Below are 20,611 nucleotides of genomic sequence, written 5' to 3' on the forward strand. Positions count from 1 at the left end.
GCGAACAGTCGTGCACGCAAGAAAAACTAAGGAAGCTTTGAATGGCCACCAAAAAACAGTTGCTCGCTCAAGAGGTTGCTAAGGCAGTCGGCGCGGGCAAGGCCGTCGCGCTAGAAACAGTCGATTTCAACGACCCCAAGCGCCCTAAGACCTGCCTAGAAGTGGACTTCCCCATCCTGCCTGTCAATCAGGTAGCGATCATAGAGGGCAATGCAGGCAAGCCGATCTACCAAATGTCGAAGTGGTGGGCACGACGTCGCTCCAGTGTGTTCCGCTCTATGTTGATAGCGGCGGCAACGAAGGCTCCGGAAGACAAATCGCATGCCGCCCGACTCGTGTGGGACAACTACTACGCCAACCATCAGAAGAAAGGCACATTCAAGCACCTGAAGGTGGCGGACATCTTCATGGGTGGCGGCACCACACTAGTGGAAGGCTCTCGCCTCGGTATGCAGATGGTCGGCAACGACCTCAATCCGGTAGCGTGGTTCGTGGTCAAGCAAGAACTGGCTGACGTCGATCTCGGTGATGTGAAGAAACTCCTCGCTGACATTGAGGCAGAGGTCAAGCCGCAGATCATGCCTTACTACTATTGCGACGGCCCTGATGGTGAAAAAGGCAAGTGGACCCACCTCCCAACGGACAAGGTAATGCCAGCCGGTTTCGACCCGCTCGCCATTCCGCGTGAAGAGCGTAAAAACTATAGCTATGAAGGACCAGAGATCATCTACACCTTCTGGTCCAAACACGGGCCTTGTCAGGTAACGGGTTGCGGTCATCGTACTCCGATCATGACCAGCCCGGTGATGGCGGTAAAAACACTCACGGTCAAGCACTGGAAACATTCGTGCGGTAAGTGTGGTGAAGCGTTCGACGTAGAGGAAGATGCCGCTCGCATGGCACCTGACGCATTGCTCTACGTCTCACCAAGCGAATATCCCTATTCCGTTCTCGACCGTAAGAAGGGCGTGATTTGTCCACAATGCGGCCACACGGCCTTGGTCAACCTCGGCAAAGGTAAGAATAAGAAGGTGGAACTGAGCCTGCTGGTCCATCCGCAGTGGCTCGCAGGCGAAGCAAAGCAAGATGCCAACGGCCAGCCCTTTGGTGGCTCTGCGCAGGATGACGTAGCGGCTACTACGCGATGGGATGCAGCACGCGCCAAAAAGATTCGCCTCTTGGAAGTGCGCGGCGCCCTGCCGGCAGAAGTGACCGACCCGGAAACCGGAATTAGTTTCGCTCCGGAAAGCGGCACCGTACCAAAGAGATCACACTACGCCTGTGGAGCCTGCGGCACGGTGCAGGATGTACTGACCACCGTCAAGGCCACTGGCAAGACAGGACCGATGGCAGCCTATGCAGTGCAAGGCTATGCGCCCAAACGCGGTGCGTCAGGTAAACCTTACAATGGACGCTTTTTCGCAGCCTACGGCACAGCGCAAGCACAGCAGCACGACACTGCGCTTGCTGAATGGGAAGCGCGCAAAGATGCCGATCTGAAAGAATACTGGCCACGTTCGGAGCTTCCCTACGGCTTCATGACCCACCACTTGCAAGGTGGCGTGCCAAATCACGGCTTCACCCACTGGTGGACCATGTTCAACCCTCGCCAGTTGCTTGTCCACGCACAGCTACTAAAAGCCATCGGTGAAGTAGGGAACTACGACTGGGCAGTACGGGAGTTTGTGCTAGGTGCGTTTCAGCAATACCTGCGTAATCAAAGTCTATTCACTTTGTGGAATGTCCAAGGCGACAAGCTAGAACCCCAGTTTGCGAACAACAACTATCACCCGAAATCGACGGTGGTAGAGAACTGCGTCTTTCCCTCATTGGGTCGAGGCAACTGGGCATCCAGTACTGAAGGTATTCTCGAAGGCCGCGAATGGGCTGTTCAGCCATGGGAGGCGGTGAGCATTGAGGCACTGAAGCGCAAAAACCCTGTACTGGCTGACCAACTGAGCGGCAAGAGTGAAAAAGTCATGCCGGGGGATCCGGTGCAGGCTGTGGATCTGTATCAGGGCTCGTCGACTGATCTGGCCCAGCTTGAAAGCAGTAGCCTTGACCTAATCATCACCGACCCACCGTTTGGCGGGCTGTTGCACTATTCGGAGCTTGCAGATTTTTTCTACGTCTGGCTGCGTTTGGCACTTAAGAATAAGTACCCAGAAATCTTCGGCCCAGAGTACACCCCCAAGTCGTTGGAAGCAGTGGCCAACCGCGCCCGCGAGCCGGAAGATCCAGATGGTTTCTACCAGCGATTGCTCACGCAGTGCTGGCGTGAGGCGCATCGGCTCTTGAAGCCCGGCGGCATTCTCGCCTTCACATTTCACCATAGCGAGGATGAGCCGTGGGTAGCGGTGCTGGAATCACTTTTCGACGCCGGCTATTACCTCGAAGCAACGTATCCGATCCGCTCCGACGAAACTAAAGGAGACGGCGAATTCGGCTCCAAGACTATCGAGTACGACATCATTCATGTCTGCCGCAAGCGAACCGAGGAACCTAAGCCCGTGAGCTGGGGACGCATGCGCCGCGAGGTGATGGCTGACGTGCGGCAGTTACAGGCTATGCTGGAGAACCATGCCAAGGAAGGACTGCCTGCAGCTGATATCCAGGTCATCCGCCGCGGCAAGGCGTTGGAATATTTCTCGCGCCACTATGGCAAGGTCTATGTGGATGAAGGCCGGACTATTTCCGTTAGGGACGCGCTGGTCGGTATCAATCAACTCATTGACGAAGACGCCGATAAGGGTAAAGAACCTCCGCCCGTGAACGCCGAACCGATGACCCGTCAGTTCCTCCGCACCTTCGGTACGGCCACCGAAATGAAGCGCGACCAGTTACAGAAATTCTTGCGCGGCACGATTACTACACCTGATGACTTTGAGCAGCGTGGTTGGTGCAGCGAAGTGAAGAAGGTTTTCACCCGCACCGCGCCTCTCGATTTCGCCCGTGACTGGCAAGGCAAACACAAACGTAAGCTGATTTCCGACCTTGACCAGGCATTGGTGCTGATCGGTGCTTGTGTAGACGGCAGCGGAGTCAATGCCTCAGACACGCTAAAAAATGAGAATTTCAAGGCACACGTGGCCTTGAAACCGTTGTTGGAATGGCTGCAAAAAAATGGCCCAGATCAAATCACACGCAATGCTGCTTCACGTGCGCTGTCGATCTACATCACGTGGCAAAGTAGCCAAGCACCCAAACCACGGCAGGTATCGTTGTTCGATGACGATTGGGAGTATGCGCAATGAGGCAGGTCCTCGATACAGTGTGGCAACGGCGCGGCACAAGTTGGTTGTGGGATGAGGAAGCGCGCAATCAAGTTTGCAAGGCGGAAGAAGTATGGAGCTTGCGTCAGTTTCTATTGTCCGCGCAGGCACCGGGTAAGCCAAGCCATTGGCCCGATGACCTGCCCAGCAACAATAGCCGGACACTGATAGTGGCCGGGCTTGAGGGTAGCCTTGACTTACTAGCCCCGGATCAGGGTGAAGTCTGGCTAGGAGATACCATCAAGCGTGCCATCCTCTCGTTTCAGGATGAATACGCCGGCGAGGCCGCATTGATATTCTGGTTGCCGCAGAAGCACGGACGTCTCAAGGTGCAAGCCTCGACCGATGCAGTGAGCTGGCTATGCGAGGCACCAAATCGAGGTCAACAGCTTGACTTTGGCCGCCTCCTCTGGGGGGAAGCCAATGAGTACCCACAGGAAATACTACTGCGCGAAGGGGCTCAAACTGCGGGTCTGTTCCATTTGCGGATTACTTGAGGTCGGCGCGTGCATACAGAAGACTTGTTCCAGCCCGGTGAGCGCATCACTCACCACGAGTATGGCCAAGGAGTCGTTCTTGATCTCCCACGTGATGGCTACGTGCGCGCGTTCTTTGGCGTCGGCGAACGACGAGTACCAGATGCGTCACTACGACGCGAACTCTCGCGCACTGAGCGCATCTTGCGCACCGTAGATGGTAGTGCAGAACGGGGGCGCAAAGCGTGGCTGTGCTATGAGGCGCACGCGCTGCCAGTGATGGAAAGCGCCTCGGCGCTTACTTCAGCTCGCATAGATCTGCTTCCACACCAGGTAGTACTCACCCACCGCATTGCCACCGCCTCGCCTCGGCGCTATCTGATTGCCGATGAGGTAGGGCTGGGAAAAACGATTGAAGCAGCGCTCATCCTGCGCGAACTGGCCAGCCGTGGCGAGTTGACACGAGCGCTAATGGTCGTACCTGCGGGCTTGGTGAACAACTGGCATCGAGAACTGAACGAGGTATTCAACCTCGATTTTGAAGTGTTCGGCTCCGAGGGCGATATCACCGACCGCAAAACCAATGCCTTCGCTAAACACGATCGACTGATTGCCAGCATCGACACCCTGAAGCGCCCGGCTCGAATCAAACGTCTGTTGGATGCCCCACGCTGGGACTTGGTGGTGTTCGACGAAGCACACCACCTGACTGCACATCGCATGGGCGGCAAGGTACGCAAGACCGAGAATTACAAGTTGGCCGAGGCATTGAAGGACCATGCACGTGATCTCTTGCTGTTGTCCGCCACCCCACACCAAGGGGATCACTTCCAGTTTTGGATGCTCGCACAGCTTTTGAATCCTACGCTGTTTGGTAGCCCGGAGGATATGCTTGAACACCGTCATCGGCTCAACACGGTGATGTTCCGTCGCACAAAGGCCGATGCCTGCCAACCCGATGGCTCACCGCTGTTTGCGCGGCGTTGGGTGCACACCGAGTCCTTCCTGATGAATCAGGAAGAGCGGCTGTTCTACGAAAAGCTGCGCGAGTATCTGGAGGACGGCTTTGATCTGGCGCGGCGCCAGGGTAACCAGGGACGTGCTCTGGGCTTTCTAATGGCGATTTTCCAGAAGATCGCGGCATCAAGCTTTTCCGCGGTTCGTCGCACGCTCAGACGTCGCCTGCTGATGTTGACGCTGCACGAGGCGTTGCTGCGCGACAAGGAGCTGGATATTGAGGGTCGCGAAAGGCTCACAGATGAAGCTCGCGCTTTGATCCACGAAGATTTTGGTCTCGCCTATGACAACATCGGTCGCAGCGAGGTTGATCGGGTTCTAGCTGATCTCAAGTATAGGCTGGTGAAGAAACTGGACGAAGAGGCATTAGAGATGGCCTCTGACCCCTACGGTAGCGAGTATTTGTCCACGGGTGCCGAGGATGCTGCATCCACAATGATTGATTTGCATCTTCCTGAGGAGCGCTTGCGTATTGGCGACTTGCTGAACATCTTCCCGCAGCTGCGCGAGACCAAAGCGCAGAAGCTCCTTGACGGTCTGGGCCATCTATGGCGGCAAAACCCGAACGAAAAGATTGTAATCTTCGCCACTTACCTAGGCACAGTGGACCTGATTGCCCGTGAGATCGAGCACACCTTTCCTGGCCAAGGAGTGGCAGTGTTGCGCGGTGGCGACCACGGTACCAAGCTGGCAGCAGAACGACGTTTCCGCCAAAAGGATGGCCCTCGCGTTTTGGTGTGCACAGCGGCGGGGCGAGAAGGTATTAATCTGCAGTTCGCACGTGTCCTATTCAATTTCGATCTACCGTGGAACCCCATGGACATGGAGCAGCGTATCGGACGCATTCATCGCTATGGCCAGCGCGACACCGCACAGGTATACAACTTGGTACTGTCGGACACCATCGAGGGTCGAATTTTCTTACTACTTGATGAAAAGCTAGTCGAAATTGCGCGCACGGTCGGCAAGGTGGATGACCAAGGTAATATCGCTGAAGACTTGCGCGCCCAGATTCTTGGACAGCTTTCCGAGCGACTGAATTATGACCGGCTTTACCAAGAGGCGCTCTCGGATCCCGAACTGAAGCGAACTCAGGTGGAGCTTGAAGCCGCACTGTCAAATTCTCGCGAGGCTCGGCAAGTGGTATTCGACTTGTTCCAAGACCTCGATGGTTTCAGCCTCGACGATTACCAGCCGTTCTCGGACGTGTCGTCAAGCTTGAATAGGCTGGTCCGATTCTTGTCGGTAGCGGTGACAGATAACCAACAACAGTTGATCAAGGTCGACGATGAAACATACGATTTGGTGTTTGCTGACGGAAGCCGTCGAACTCGTTTCACCCTGAACCGGGACGCGGCCACCAGTCAGAGGGATCTGGAGCTGCTTGGTCTGGATCACCCGTTGATGCAGGAGGCACTTGGCCGATGGCGCAGCGTACCGCCGGAAGACATCGGCATTTCAGTAACTGCTGATGTGGACGAACCTGTGCTGCTATCGTTGTGGATAGCAGATGCGTCCGCTGGCAACGGAGAGCGCCGCACCGTCGTCCAACCTATTGCTGTCAAGCTAGACGGTACACGGGTTCCTGGAGTCGAACGACAATGCGAACGGTATCTACAGGCTCCTACGACATCGCCGAAACTACTACTAGAGCATCGACTCACGCTATTTTCTAATATCATTGAACCTGCCTTGGAACGAGATCTAAAACACAAAGGCGGATTTCTCAGCGATGGAAGCTACTCATTCGATTTAATTGGGTATGCTGAGATATTTCCAAATAAGTAATATTTTTCGCCGCCCATCAGGGCGGATGCTCGGCGCTACGTCTGACGTAGCTTTATAATTTAAAGGAAAACTACGATGGCACTTAAGTCTAAGGAATGGTTTTACAAACAATGTTTGGCAGAAATCAAGACTCACACACCCAACTCACACATGGCGTGGGCTGTGGTTGAAAAGGGTATTGGCCAATCTGATGGTACCCGGGGCCATGTGACACAAGCAGTGGGTGTTGCCCAGCAGTTCCTGCAAACCCACCCCGAACACATTGAAAACATCAGGTCAACTGATCCGACAAAGCCATATGACGTGACAAGTAATCCAGATCTTCAGAACGATTTAAGGACATGGATTGCTGACCAGAGTGGCCCCCTAGGACGCGCTACCTATGGGTACGACTACGACAAATTTAAGAGAAACACAACTGCAACCTTGGGAGGGACGCGAACTGGCGGTGGGGGTGCAGACGACGAGTTTAAGAGAGTGCTCCGCTTGATGGCGGAATACCTTTGATACACATATAGAAGAGGCCGTGACTGGAAAACGTGAGCAAATATAACTCCTAGCTCAAATAGTTCCCATGGCATTCTTAGCTCAACGGGAGCAAGCTCACAACGGAGGATCTCGATGAAGCGTGCCATCTTTACTAGTGGAACGCTTCATTGGTCATTTCGACAACTCGACCTTGCTTGTAGAAACCGGAGTGACTTCCCATAAGTCTCGGCCGCTACTTTCTGATTCACTAAAGTGCATGCCCAACTTCGTATCGACCTGTTACTCTTGTGCGGAAAAAAATAATACCCGTCACCAGTGATTTGCAGAAATTCCCTAAGAACGGTGATTACTTCCTCAAATAGCCCGTGACATTGTCGCATCGCGCCAAGTCCTGACGGCAGGCCGACGCCGCCTCGAAATTGAGATCCCTTTAGCGCGCTTTATCCAGCTACAGTAGATTAGTTATGTTAAGTAATATTAAGACCACCCAAATAGTGCACTTTCTTGGACTGGCATGTTGGATCTAAGAACTGTTTCTGGATAGTCAGAAAAAGAAATACCCTGCCCATCCGCATAAACTTTCCATTCATCATGCCCTAGGCATTTTCTAGGCAGAATCAAAGTCATTGCCCTGGCGCCAACTTTTGACGTATTCTTTGATCCTTTACCTGTTCATAACAGCCTATATCCAGGCAGAATCCTCACCCCAGCTATCATTGCACCCGAATTCTATGAAACTTCTCAACACTTACGAAGACCGTGACGAAGCCGAAGACGCCGCCGCAAAGGTGACTGGAGATAAGCGGCTTGCCAGTGAACGAGACGCTACAGTAACTATATACAATCTGTTCGGTATCCCCAACTGGGGCAATTTCCACCGCTTGGGAATGTACAATCTTGGAGAGCTGAAGATTCTGCTGGATCACCGAGACGACTGGAAGCCCGCCGACCAAGCCAGGCATACCGAGATCATTACCACATTGAGGATGGTAGAAAAGAGTTACGGGACCAAATTGCCGGCACACTGGCTATAAAATAGTACTCATGGAGTCCTAGTTTCAAACCTTCCCTTTGAAGATATTTATCTTAATCTCCAGAAAGCGGCTCAAATAAAGTTTTTTGTTGCCGCTGCCTTCTTGACAAGAATACGAATGCATATCCCCTCCGGCCAAAAACCAAAAAACTCACTTTCTGAGGAGCTTCCGTATCCGTCCAGCCAAGTCATCTATCCAGCCCCGCGAGGCCAAGACATGGTATGCACTTAAATTTGGGTGGACACCATTTCTAGCCTTTTAAGCGGGTCTTTCTATGCAGCCACAACGCCGATCCTATTCCAAATCCTTCAAGGCCCAGGTAGTCCAAGAGTGCGCTCAGCCCGGCGCGTCGATTGCCAGCGTTGCGTAGCACCACAGCCTTAACGCGAACCTCGTCCATAAATGGATTCGGGTAAAAACGAACGAAGTCACGCAGCTACAACCTGCTTTCATTCCGCTACCTTTACAGCTCGCCGGAGGGCATTCCCAGGTTGCGTCATCGAGCATCTGCGTTGAAATCCAGCACTCGCGTGGCACGGTCAAAGTGAACTGCCCCACTGAACATGCGGCTGAGCTTGTCGCTACTCGTGTTAATTGCGATGATGCGACCCTCTGTAACTGGCGCAACGTGGAAGGCGGCAAGCAAGGATGGCAAGTCAAAAAGGTCGACTCAGGCCAGGAAAATGCAAAGTGGTGTTCTTCGATTTGGAGTTTTACGTTCCTGAGAAGAAGCGCACAGCATCGGGTTTCTGCTACAACCCATGGGACAAGGATTGCAGGTTCATCGGTGGCTCATTCCTGGTGGCTAACCCCGAGCGGGACTTCAGCATCGCAAAATCCGAAGTCCTTAAGAAGACCAAATCCTTCTGGCTATGGGAGCATGCGACAGAGAAGGAGATGCTTGAGCATATCTATGCCTTACTCAAAACAGCATGTGACCAGGTGAAAAACGCCCATGATGGTGCGGTGTCCGCAATTTTGTGCGGGATCGGAATTACCTCCTCAGACGTTCCGATTCTGTTCGAGCTGTTCAAACGCTTTCATATCCTTTCGAATCAGCAAGCCTTCGCGTTCCAAAACAGTTTTCGAGTCGTAGACCTTTCCCTGCTCGTCATCGGGACGTTCAACAATCCTAGCAACCTCTTATATCCAAAGTCCAAAAATCACATTCTGAATAAATACATGTACGGGACGAAATTCGAGCCGGGCAAAAGCGTTTGGCAGCTCTATGAAGCTGATAACCATGCTGAGATTCAGAGCCGCGTGCTGGATGAAGTCTATTCCACCCATAAATGCTACGAGTTGATTCAGTCAGAGTTCGAGTCGTTCAAGAAGCTCGAGGCAAGGAGCAAAAGGCAGGAGAAGCTTCTGAGCAAGGCCAGGGAAGCTGCAACTGAGGTTTCCTCTGAGGTTGAAGCCGCTGACTGACGTCAACAAAGCATCCAGTGAACATAACGTCAGCATTCTGGCATTGGTGATGGGTATACCCGCTTTTAGCGGACACAACTGCCTTATCACCATGATGTCTGTACCAATGACGCATTCAAGCGTAATGCCTGGACGACAAATGCAATATGCAAATTTTTCACATTGCTTACAGATCAGTCTGCGTCTGGTGGCCTTTTACTCCCTCGGACTTTGACAGATGAGCTCGCCGGACGCTTACGAGCTTCCGGGATTGTCATAGACAACACTCCAAGAGAAAACGTGAACAGCACACCTCAACAGCTGAAAGGCATTCCAATTGGTATCCCAAATAAAAAACAAACCGTTTATTAATCATAATAATCAATAAGATAAAAGCCAGGTTCAAATTACCCCGGCCCACCAATTTGTCTTCCCGGGAAGACCCAGAAAAGCCGTAAAGCCTAGAGAAATCAAAGCTTTACGGCTTTTTTCTTGCCCGCGTTTTCCCACTTAATCCCAGGGCATCCCACGGTTGACGGGGGCATATATGGGGGCATAAAACGCTCATCAGCTCGCTCGGAGAGGATGTGCCCCCAATGCCCCTGAAAGACACCAACTGCCGCAACGCCAAGCCCCAGGACAAGCCGTACCGCTTGTATGACGAACAGGGCTTGTACCTAGAGGTACAGCCCAATGGAGGCCGTTACTGGCGCTTGAAGTACCGCTTTCTGGGAAAGGAAAAACGCCTGGCCCTTGGCGTTTACCCCGAGGTCGGCCTGCAGGAAGCCCGTCGCAAACGTGATGACGCTCGTATTCAGCTTGCTGGCGGACAAGACCCTTCGCTGCAAAGACGCATGGCCAAGGTGGTCAGCCAGCTCGATCACCAACACACCTTTGAATCGGTCGCAAAGCAATGGCTCACTATTCGCGAGTCAACCTGGGATACGGAGTACACCCGTACGGTGCGGCAGCGCCTTGAGCTCAATGCCTTCCCCTGGCTGGGAAAACTCCCGATCAGCAGCATCACCACGCCCATGCTGGTCGAAAACCTCCAGCGCATCATCAAGCGCGGTGCTCGTGAGACGGCGCGTCGTGTAGCCCAAATCTACAAACAGATTTTCGAGTTCGCCGAAGCTGCCGGAATCACCCCACCCAACCAGATTGGTAACCTCTCTCGTACGCTCCCAGCAAAGCGGGTGAAACACTTTGCCGCCGTGACCGATCCTGAAAAACTCGGCGCACTGCTCAAAGCACTGGATAGCTACACGGGAACACTGCCTGTTTGTTGTGCACTCAAACTGGCCCCGTTGCTGTTCTGCCGGCCCGGTGACTTGCGCCACATGGAGTGGTCGGAGGTCAATCTGGATGCGGGCGAGTGGTTGATTCCCGGCCACAAGATGAAAGGACTCACTGTCACTAAACAGGATCGCCCGGATCATTTGGTTCCCCTCAGTCAGCAAGCAATCGCTGTTCTGCGCGAGCTTAAACCACTCACCGGTAGACATCGATATGCCTTCCCCTCAGCCCGAGGAGGCGATCGACCGATGTCCAACAATGCCGTTCTCAGTGCGTTACGCCGCATGGACATCAGCGGCGACGAAATGACAGGGCACGGCTTTCGTGCGACCGCGAGAACCATAGGTGCTGAGGTGCTGGGATTTCGCCCCGACCTCTTGGAGCATCAGCTTGCGCACACGGTAAAAAATCCGCTGGGACGTGCATACGACCGAACCTCATTTCTGCCAGAGCGCCGCGACATGATGCAGCGCTGGTCAGATTACCTTGATGCCATCAAGGCCTGATCTCATAGCTTGGGCTTGCAATACCGATCCTCGCTTGGTAAAAATCAGACATCCCTCGGACGTTCATAGGTCTTCATGGGATCGTCACGCTGCCCCGGTTACGGCGTTAAGAATTCAAAGTCCATCTGCTGTTAGCAAATGGATTTTCTGGCTACCTCATCGGGGTATCGCCAGCATCTCGCAGGGCCTTGCTGCACGTGCTCGCCTGCAGCAAGGCTGCTAAAAACCTACGTACTCCTATTCCGTACCAGCTGGGTCTTTCCTCTCCCCCACGCCCAAGACACAGCTTCAGCTGTCATCCGAACAGCTGTCGCCGGCAATAAAACTCGGAGACCCGTAACACGGGTCCCAACAAACTCCCTGCTTCGCAGTAGGAAAGTCCGAGCGCCACTCCCAACACATATGCGTATTGCAGCACTTGAGGATCGCCGCAACGCCACCGCCTGAGCATTGATAAATGTCAGCACATGCTATTGCACTTGGCTCTGATGAGCCGCGCTTCCTACGTCTTCCTGACGTTGAATTCGCGGTTGGGAAAAAGAGATCCACGATCTATCGCGACATAGCGGCGGGAAAATTCCCTGCTCCGTATGACTTGGGCAGCAGCAGATCGGTGGGCTGGCTCAGCACCGAAATATCTGCCTGGATCCTGAGCCGGCCGCGCGTGCAGCTTCGCGGGGAACATGACAATGACTAACGCCCTATCCCCACTGCACGCACAGACCCAATGGTTCCATGTTTTCAGGGCTATGATCGATCAAGGTGAAGTAGCGCGAATCGGCCCCCATGCGTTTACGGTTTATGCCGTTATCAAGGCGCACGCAAATTATTCCTCAGGTACAGCGCATCCAGGCATCGAACGAATTTCTGAGCAGTCAGGCGTCAGTCCTGCACAAATCAAACGTGCGTTAAGGGTTCTAGAAACGGCAGGGCTTATCACAAAGAAAAGATCTGGTCGCTCCAACATTTACACCCTACGCGAAAAAATTCAGGTTACCGAGGACGGTCGGCCCCTCGCCGTAGCTGCCTGGAGTTATGTGCCGAGTACCGCCCAGCATGCGGTTTCCGAGATCAAAAACGCACTTGCTACAGGCAATCTCGTAGGTACGAGAACTCTGAATATCGAGCGACTGAACCTACAAATCAATCTGGCCAGGGGAAACTCCCAAATCAATTTAGACTCATTGCTCACCGACCTGGACAGGTTGCCAGCAGGCATACGGGACAAGCTACGGAGAAACCTCAACCGCAGTGACGGTGTTATACACAGCTCAGAGTGATACGTATCCATCTGAGCCGCCTAGGGTGTCGATAGAGCTCATCTAGAGCTCTATCGCGTCGAAAACCAGCTCAGACTGAGCCCCTAAAAAGAAAGAATAAAAAATAAAAAGAACAGCGGGGACGACGTAAGACAAAAGCGCTGTTATGACAGCCGTTTCTCTCGCCTACTACTTTAGCCGCCCAATCTGACCGTCTCTCCCCCTGATCAACGCTAAACAAGGTACATTTGCGCAAATAGAACACGATCAGCAGTGCCGGAATGGAGCGACCTTACCGGCTTGAAAGGGAATTGGAGTTATGGACAAAAAGTCGCTTTCCGAGCGGGATATCTGCAGCAAGTTCATCGTCCCAGCAGTCCAGCAAGCCGGCTGGGACATGCACAAGCAGGTGCGCGAGGAAGTCAGCTTCACAAAGGGCCGCATCATCGTCCGGGGCAAGCTACATAGCCGGGGAGAGTCCCGCCGTGCCGACTTCATCCTTTACCACCAGGCCAACCTGCCCATCGCCGTGATCGAGGCGAAGGACAACAAGCACTCAGTTGGCTCGGGCATGCAGCAGGCCCTGGGCTATGCCGAGGCGCTGGATGTGCCGTTCGTGTTTTCCAGCAATGGCGATGGCTTTCTATTCCATGACCGCAGCGGCACGGGCGATCAGGTAGAAATCGAGCTGCGCCTCGACCAGTTCCCCAGCCCTGACGAGCTCTGGCAGCGCTACTGCCAGTGGAAGGGCCTGGATGACCAAGCCCAACACAAGATCGCAGCGCCCTACTACGACGACGGCACCGGGCGTATGCCGCGCTACTACCAGATGAACGCCATCAACCGCACCGTTGAAGCAGTGGCACGTGGTCAGGGTCGCGTGCTGCTGGTCATGGCCACCGGCACCGGCAAAACCTACACCGCCTTCCAGATCATCTGGCGGCTGTGGAAGTCCAAGCAGAAGAAACGCATCCTCTTTCTGGCCGACCGCAATATCCTGGTCGACCAGACCAAGAACAACGACTTCAAGCCGTTCGGCCAAGCGATGACCAAGATCGCCAAACGGCAGATCGACACCTCCTACGAGATCTACCTGTCGCTCTATCAGGCCGTCACCGGCACTGAAGAAGAGATGAACATCTACAAGCAGTTCTCCCGCGATTTCTTTGACCTTATCGTGATCGACGAATGCCATCGTGGCAGTGCCGCCGAGGATTCCGCCTGGCGCGAGATTCTCGACTACTTCTCCAGCGCTACCCATATCGGCCTTACCGCCACGCCAAAGGAAACAAAGGAGGTGTCCAGCATCACCTACTTTGGCGAGCCGATTTACAGCTACACCCTCAAGCAGGGCATCGAAGACGGCTTTCTGGCGCCCTACAAAGTGGTGCGCATCGACTTCGACAAGGATCTGCAAGGCTGGCGGCCGCCCAAGGGCATGCTCGATAAGAATGGCGAGCTGATCGAAGACCGCATCTACAACCTCAAGGACATGGATCGCACCCTGGTCATCGAGGCACGCACCCAGCTAGTGGCGCAGAAGGTCAGCGAATTCCTCAAGGCCACCGATCCGTACCAGAAGACCATCGTCTTCTGCGACGACATCAACCATGCCGAGCGAATGCGCCAGGCTCTGGTCAACCTCAACCCGGAGCGTGTGGCCGAGAACCGCAAATACGTCATGCGCATCACCGGCGATGACCAGGAAGGCAAGGCCGAGCTGGATAACTTCATCAACCCGGAAGAACGCTACCCGGTCATAGCCACCACCAGCAAGCTGATGACCACCGGCGTCGATGCGCAGACCTGCAAGTTGATTGTGCTCGACCAGCACATCAAGTCGATGACCGAGTTCAAGCAGATCATCGGTCGCGGCACCCGCATCAACGAGGATTTCGGCAAGTACTGGTTCACCATCATGGACTTCAAGAAGGCCACCGAGCTGTTTGCCGACCCGGCCTTCGATGGTGACCCGGTGGTGATCTATGCTCCCGAAGGTGATGATTCGCCCGTGCCGCCGGATAACCCGCTGGCCGATGAAGACGGCATCAGCGCAGGCAGCGATTCCGAGGGCAATGATCTGGAGTTCACCGGCGAGGATGACGGCAAGAAGCGCCTCAAGTACGTCGTCGACAGCATCCCGATCTACGTCATTGCCGAGCGTGTGCAGTATTACGGCCCGGACGGCCGGCTGATCACCGAATCACTGCACGACTACACCCGCGCCTGTGTGCAAAAACAGTTCGTCTCGCTGGATGACTTCCTCCGGCGCTGGAGTGATGCCGAGCAGAAGAAGGCCATCATCGACGAGATGGCCGCCCAAGGCGTGATGTGGGAAGCACTGGCCGAAGAGGTGGAAAAGAAACACGGCAAGCCCCTCGATCCGTTCGACCTCATCTGCCACGTCGCCTTCGACCAACCTGCCCTGTCACGCCGCGAGCGCGCGGAGCAGGTGAAAAAGCGCAACTACTTCGCCAAGTATTCCGGCGCAGCCCGCCAGGTGCTGGAAGCGCTGCTGGATAAATACGCCGACACCGGCATCGAGCATATCGAGGACATCAAAATCCTCCAGCTCGACCCATTCAGCCAGATCGGTGCGCCCATCGAACTGGTCAAGGCCTTTGGCGGCAAAGCCGGCTATAACAAGGCCATCCATGAACTGGAAGACGAGCTTTACGCCTAACCCATGCAAAAGCTGAATTCATTTGAAATTGCCGCCGAGCTTCAACGCCTAGGTTACGCCTTGGCCGTCAATAACAAACACGCTAACGGCTATAAGCACCCGGCCTTAGATGGCTGTGTATTCGTGAAAATGAGTAAAACGGGCACCCCTGTTTGTGAGCAACCTTTTCTCATTCATCCTGACCATCTCGACTCACCAAGCTGGAGAAAAATCAAAGTTCTCTCGCCCAGCGAGCCGAATATGGAATACAAAAACACCAATATGACGGGGTTTCCCAAAGTACCGGGGTCAGATAGCAAGCTGGCTGTTGCTTTGGATATCTCCTCCCGGACTGACCTTCAACTTCTGCTAGAGCTGCTGAGGCACCGTGGACTTGGCGCAGCGGCAATCCTGCACGTGGAAATGTCCAAGTCTGAGCAGCTTGACGTGATGCTTAAAATAAGCGGCATCACTGACACAGAACGGGAAGCCCTGATCAAAGTTCGGATCGGCCAAGGCGGTTACCGCGACGCTTTGCTGGTCTATTGGGGCGGATGCGCAGTGACTGACTGCTACGTATCCGCGCTATTACGTGCCTCGCACATCAAACCCTGGCGCGCAGCCAGTGCGAGTGAGCGTCTCGATCCATACAATGGTTTGCTGCTCACCCCCAACCTCGATCTGGCCTTCGATCAGGGCCTGATCAGTTTCGATGACGAAGGGCAGATTCTTCTTGGCGAAGATCTGGACGCGAATAGCGCTCGCGCGCTGAATCTCACCCCCGAATTGCGCTTGCGTCAGATAGAAGTGCGTCATCGCGCTTATCTGGCCTGGCACCGCGAACATTTGTTTAGGAAGTAAGCATGTCTATTAGCAGTACCATCAAATCCATCCAGGACATCATGCGCAAAGACGTAGGCGTCGACGGCGACGCCCAGCGCATAGGCCAACTGGTCTGGCTTCTGTTCCTCAAGATCTTCGATGACCGCGAACTGGAATGGGAGCTGATGGATGACAACTACCGCTCGCCCATCCCCGAAAGCTGTCGTTGGCGTACCTGGGCCGCCAACCCGGAAGGCATGACTGGCGACTCCCTGAAGGACTTTATCGACAACAACCTGTTCCCGCAGCTGCAAAATCTGCACGAATACAGCAACACGCCATCAGCCTTCGTGGTGCGCAGCGTGTTTGAAGACGCCTACAACTACATGAAGTCCGGCCAGTTGCTGCGCCAAGTGATCAACAAGATTCAGGAAGGCGTGGACTTCAACAAGGCCCAGGAGCGCCACGAGTTCGGCAACCTCTACGAGCAACTGCTGCGCGACCTGCAGAACGCCGGCAACGCCGGGGAGTTCTACACCCCGCGCCCGGTCACCGAGTTCATGGTGCGCATGGTCGACCCCAAGCTGGAAGAAAAGGTCATGGACCCGGCCTGCGGCACCGGCGGTTTCCTCACCTGCGCAATCGAGCACAAACGCAGCCACTATGTAAAAACCGCCGAAGACGAACGCACCTTGCAGGCCAGCATCTTTGGTGTGGAGAAAAAGCCACTGCCACATCTGCTAGCCACCACCAATATGATCCTGCACGGTATCGAGGTGCCCAACCAGATCCGCCACGACAACACCCTGAGCAAACCGCTGATCAGTTGGGGGCCGAGCGAGCGGGTGCACTGCATCGTCGCCAACCCGCCGTTCGGCGGCATGGAAGAAGACGGCATCGAAACCAACTTCCCCGCCGCCTTCCGCACCCGCGAAACCGCCGACCTGTTTCTAGTGCTGATCATGCAACTGCTGAAAGACGGTGGCCGAGCCGCCGTGGTGCTGCCCGACGGCTTTCTTTTTGGCGAAGGCATCAAGAGCCGCATCAAGGAAAAGCTGCTGACCGAGTGCAATCTGCACACCATCGTTCGCCTGCCCAACGGCGTATTCAACCCCTACACCGGCATCAAAACCAACCTGTTGTTCTTCACCAAGGGTACGCCGACCAAACAGGTGTGGTTCTACGAACACCAGTACCCGGCAGGCTACAAGAGCTACTCCAAAACCAAGCCCATGCGCATCGAAGAATTTGCCGTGGAAGAAGCCTGGTGGGGCAACGAGGCCGATGGTTTTGCCGCACGGCAAACTGGCGAATTTGCTTGGAAGGTCAGCTTCGAAGAGCTGCAAGCACGCAACTGGAACCTCGATTGCAAAAATCCGCATATCGGTGAACAGATCAGCCACGATCCGGACGAACTACTGCAGGGCTACGCCGCCCTGCAAGGCGAAATCAGCGAGCTGCGCGACCAGCTCAAGGCCGTGCTGGCCGAAGCCTTGGAGCGCGATATATGAACGCGCGCAATCAATTGGAAGAGGGCTGCAATCGCCTAGCCAGCACCCTGCTGACCGACAACCTACCGCTACTGGCCGGCGCGACCAACGGCATCAAAAAGCTGCGTGAATTGATTCTGGAGTTGGCTGTGCGCGGCAAATTGGTGCCGCAAGATCCGAGTGATGAGCCGGCCAGCGAGTTGCTCAAGCGGATTGCCGAAGCAAAGGCGCAAGACACTTCAGGTCGGAAGAAGTCTAGCGAACAAGGACCAAGTGTTTCTGGTGAAATCAGTAAATTTGATTTACCAAGCGGATGGCGCTGGGTGCGCTTCGGAGATATTGCTCAACACAACTCTGGGAAAACACTGGATAAGGGAAGAAATACTGGAGTTGCTAGGGATTACATAACAACTTCAAATCTCTATTGGGGACGATTTGAGCTCGCCAATGTTCGCCAAATGCTCATGGAAGAAAGTGACTTAGCACGCTGCACTGCAACAAGAAATGATCTATTGATTTGTGAAGGAGGAGAGGCTGGGCGTGCAGCAGTCTGGGATCAAGAGCGTGAGATATGCTTTCAAAACCATGTACATCGGGCTCGGTTCTATGGTGGCGTCCATCCCTACTACGCTCAACGGTACTTTGAAAAGCTAAATTACTCAGGTGAGATATCTGGGTATCGAAAGGGCGTTGGCATATCAAACATGTCAAGTAAGTCACTGGCATCTATAACAATGCCACTGCCCCCTACGGCTGAACAACACCGTATCGTCGCCAAAGTCGATGAACTGATGGCCCTGTGCGACCGCCTAGAAGCCCAGCAGGCCGACGCCGAAAGCGCCCACGCCAAACTGGTGCAGGCGCTGCTCGACAGCCTGACCCAGGCCTGCGCGTCCCCCGACTTCGCCGCCAGCTGGCAACGCCTGGCCGAACACTTCCACGCTCTGTTCACTACCGAAGCCAGCATCGACGCTCTCAAGCAAACCCTGCTGCAACTGGCCGTGATGGGCAAACTGGAACCGCAAGATTCTAGGGATGAACCGGCAAGTGATCTGCTGGAAGTAATAGTTAACGAGATTGCACTGCTTCATTCAGAAGGAAAAATCAGAAAGCCAAAACCGATAGACCCTATTTCTACAGAGGAAGAAGCGTTTGAAACGCCCAAAGGCTGGAAGTGGGTGAGGCTTTCGCAGATAACGCGACAATTAGGCGATGGCTTGCACGGGACGCCAATTTACAGCCAGGATGGCGAGTATTACTTTGTAAATGGAAACAACTTGACGGGAGGCAAGATAGTCATCAAGCCAGAAACCAAAACCGTTAGTGAAAGCGAGCATTCCAAACATAAAAAGCCCTTGGATGAGCAAAGCATTCTAGTTTCGATCAACGGCACTATCGGAAATATTGCGTTTTATAACTCTGAAAAAATTATTCTTGGAAAAAGCGCCTGCTACTTCAACCTTGCCAGCGGGGTATCCAAACACTTTGTCAGATTGTTGATTGAGGCTCCTGGGTTTATGAAGTACGCCTTGAAAAGCGCTACTGGAACCACAATCAAGAATCTTGGCCTCAAAGCAATGAATGACTATCCAATTGCCTTGCCACCTCTCGCCGAACAACACCGCATCGTCGCCAAAGTCGATCAGTTCATGGCCCTCTGTGACCAACTGAAAACCCGCCTAACCCTGGCTCGCCAACTTAACGAACAACTGGCCAGCACCTTGGTCAAGCAAGCGGTGGAGTGATGAGCGAAACCTTCAATATTTATTGCGACGAGTCCTGCCACCTAGAGAATGATGGCCAGAAGGCCATGGTGCTGGGTGCAGTCTGGTGCCCTGAAACGAAGCGTCTGGAGATCGCCAAACGTCTGCGTGAAATCAAGGCCAGGCACAAGCTGCCAGCGGACTTCGAGATCAAGTGGACCAAGGTGGGCTCGACCAAACTGCAGTTCTACCTGGACTGCATCGACTATTTCTTCGATGACGATGATCTGCATTTTCGCGCCCTAATCGTGACCGACAAGGCGCGCCTCAATCATGGGCAGTACTGCCAGAGCCATGATGACTGGTACTACAAAATGTACTTCTCGATGCTCAAGACCATCTTTGAGCCAGACGCTGGCTATCACGTCTACATCGACATCAAGGACACTCTGGGGCATGAGAAGGTCGCCAAGCTCCATGAGGTGCTAGCCAACAACGCATATGACTTCTCCCGCAAGGTGATTCGCCGGGTGCAACGCATCCACTCCCATGAAGCGCAGCAGCTACAGTTAGCCGATCTGCTGATCGGCGCACTGTCCTACCTGCATCGCGGACTTGGCGGCAGCGAGGCCAAAATGCGACTGATAGAGCGTATCCGCGAGCGCAGCCGCTACAACCTGAAGCAAAACACGCTGTTGCGCGAGTCCAAGCTCAACCTGTTCTTCTGGAATGGGAGCAACGGAGCATGAGTCTACCGGGCTGGCTGCCGCCGCTGGAGGAACTGAAGGCTTACGGTGGCGATTTTTCTCGTTATCTGGAGGCCATCTACCAGATCTTCTGTGCCGACTTCGTTGAGTCTAAAACCGTATTCGAAGGGAAACGTCTGGGCTTAAAGCGACACCCGGTTATCCAGGGGAAGGAGGCGACATTTTGGCACATGATTTCAGAGGGAGCCGTCGAAGCCGACCGCCTGCCAGACTTTCGGCGCTTCGAACGCATCCGTTGGCCAAAACCATTCATCGAAAACGCTGCCGATCCCGCACTCAAAGTATGGCGAGAGTCCCGTAAAGGAAGCACGAGAGTTCATATTTGGTTTTCTGAAGCGCAATACCTTGTAGTTCTCGACGAACGCGAGACCTACATCCTGCCGTGGACGGCTTATCCAGTAGACCAAATACATGAACAGCGAAAGCTGGAAAGACGCTGGGAGAAGTATAGCGAGGAGGATTAGGCTGGCCGCGCCCTCCGCAGGAGGACGGGGCCGTAACTCCTTCTACGCTGACACCCTAAGGCTGGTAGATGAGCTGGAGCAGACAGTAGGTGTTCCTGAACGCAATTTCAAGCGACTTAACGGTATTTCAGACGACTGTCTAGGTTGCGATTGTTTTCT

15 protein-coding genes and 1 pseudogene are annotated in these 20,611 nt (G+C 54.2%); all 16 read left to right on the forward strand.

What is annotated here, in order from left to right; genetic code table 11:
* The first annotated feature begins 41 nt into the window (after window positions 1-41).
* The 16 genes and pseudogenes from V8689_RS24550 (at window position 42) to V8689_RS24625 (ending at window position 20,452) form a co-directional block, all read left to right on the forward strand.
* Entirely contained in the window at window positions 42-3,254 is a 3,213-nt protein-coding gene (locus V8689_RS24550) for a DUF1156 domain-containing protein (RefSeq protein ID WP_034115124.1), read from the forward strand.
* Window positions 3,251-3,769 carry a hypothetical protein gene (locus V8689_RS24555; RefSeq protein WP_034115125.1) on the forward strand — a complete coding sequence of 173 codons (519 nt, stop codon included), beginning with the start codon at window positions 3,251-3,253 and terminating at the stop codon, window positions 3,767-3,769. Before V8689_RS24550 ends, V8689_RS24555 begins: the two co-directional genes overlap by 4 nt.
* A 9-nt stretch (window positions 3,770-3,778) precedes the next feature.
* The gene (locus V8689_RS24560) at window positions 3,779-6,553 is read left to right on the forward strand and encodes a DEAD/DEAH box helicase (RefSeq protein WP_200645674.1); all 2,775 of its coding nucleotides are present in this window, start codon (window positions 3,779-3,781) and stop codon (window positions 6,551-6,553) included.
* A gap of 75 nt (window positions 6,554-6,628) precedes the next feature.
* Entirely contained in the window at window positions 6,629-7,060 is a 432-nt protein-coding gene (locus tag V8689_RS24565; protein WP_150804655.1) for a hypothetical protein, read from the forward strand.
* A 713-nt stretch (window positions 7,061-7,773) separates the two neighbouring features.
* On the forward strand, window positions 7,774-8,076 hold the full coding sequence (locus V8689_RS24570) for a hypothetical protein (RefSeq protein WP_200645675.1): 303 nt from the start codon (window positions 7,774-7,776) through the stop codon (window positions 8,074-8,076).
* A gap of 274 nt (window positions 8,077-8,350) precedes the next feature.
* The gene (locus V8689_RS24575) at window positions 8,351-8,446 is read left to right on the forward strand and encodes a transposase (protein WP_150804654.1); all 96 of its coding nucleotides are present in this window, start codon (window positions 8,351-8,353) and stop codon (window positions 8,444-8,446) included.
* Between the two features lie 812 nt (window positions 8,447-9,258).
* The gene (locus tag V8689_RS24580) at window positions 9,259-9,504 is read left to right on the forward strand and encodes a hypothetical protein (RefSeq protein ID WP_042608884.1); all 246 of its coding nucleotides are present in this window, start codon (window positions 9,259-9,261) and stop codon (window positions 9,502-9,504) included.
* 575 nt (window positions 9,505-10,079) lie between these two features.
* Window positions 10,080-11,285, forward strand: coding sequence for a tyrosine-type recombinase/integrase (locus V8689_RS24585; RefSeq protein ID WP_038445927.1), 1,206 nt, complete (start codon window positions 10,080-10,082; stop codon window positions 11,283-11,285).
* A 457-nt stretch (window positions 11,286-11,742) separates the two neighbouring features.
* The gene (locus V8689_RS24590; RefSeq protein WP_080727740.1) at window positions 11,743-11,982 is read left to right on the forward strand and encodes a helix-turn-helix transcriptional regulator; all 240 of its coding nucleotides are present in this window, start codon (window positions 11,743-11,745) and stop codon (window positions 11,980-11,982) included.
* Entirely contained in the window at window positions 11,975-12,565 is a 591-nt protein-coding gene (locus V8689_RS24595; RefSeq protein ID WP_223816914.1) for a helix-turn-helix domain-containing protein, read from the forward strand. Before V8689_RS24590 ends, V8689_RS24595 begins: the two co-directional genes overlap by 8 nt.
* Before the next feature lie 298 nt (window positions 12,566-12,863).
* Complete coding sequence (gene hsdR / locus V8689_RS24600; RefSeq protein ID WP_038445923.1) at window positions 12,864-15,227, forward strand: EcoAI/FtnUII family type I restriction enzme subunit R; 2,364 nt, start codon at window positions 12,864-12,866, stop codon at window positions 15,225-15,227.
* Window positions 15,228-15,674: 447 nt separating this feature from the next.
* A pseudogene (locus tag V8689_RS24605) lies at window positions 15,675-16,067 on the forward strand (HNH endonuclease); the annotation flags it as partial.
* A 2-nt stretch (window positions 16,068-16,069) separates the two neighbouring features.
* Window positions 16,070-17,539 carry a type I restriction-modification system subunit M gene (locus V8689_RS24610; protein ID WP_038445919.1) on the forward strand — a complete coding sequence of 490 codons (1,470 nt, stop codon included), beginning with the start codon at window positions 16,070-16,072 and terminating at the stop codon, window positions 17,537-17,539.
* Window positions 17,536-19,263 (forward strand): restriction endonuclease subunit S, encoded by a 1,728-nt coding sequence (locus tag V8689_RS24615; RefSeq protein WP_150073054.1) that lies wholly within the window; start codon window positions 17,536-17,538, stop codon window positions 19,261-19,263. The genes V8689_RS24610 and V8689_RS24615 overlap by 4 nt, the downstream gene beginning before the upstream one ends.
* Entirely contained in the window at window positions 19,263-19,970 is a 708-nt protein-coding gene (locus V8689_RS24620; protein ID WP_038445915.1) for a DUF3800 domain-containing protein, read from the forward strand. Before V8689_RS24615 ends, V8689_RS24620 begins: the two co-directional genes overlap by 1 nt.
* Window positions 19,967-20,452 carry a hypothetical protein gene (locus V8689_RS24625; protein WP_038445914.1) on the forward strand — a complete coding sequence of 162 codons (486 nt, stop codon included), beginning with the start codon at window positions 19,967-19,969 and terminating at the stop codon, window positions 20,450-20,452. The genes V8689_RS24620 and V8689_RS24625 overlap by 4 nt, the downstream gene beginning before the upstream one ends.
* Window positions 20,453-20,611: the final 159 nt, after the last annotated feature.

Source organism: Pseudomonas sp. AK181 (assembly GCF_051122975.1).
Classification (GTDB): domain Bacteria; phylum Pseudomonadota; class Gammaproteobacteria; order Pseudomonadales; family Pseudomonadaceae; genus Aquipseudomonas; species Aquipseudomonas lactis.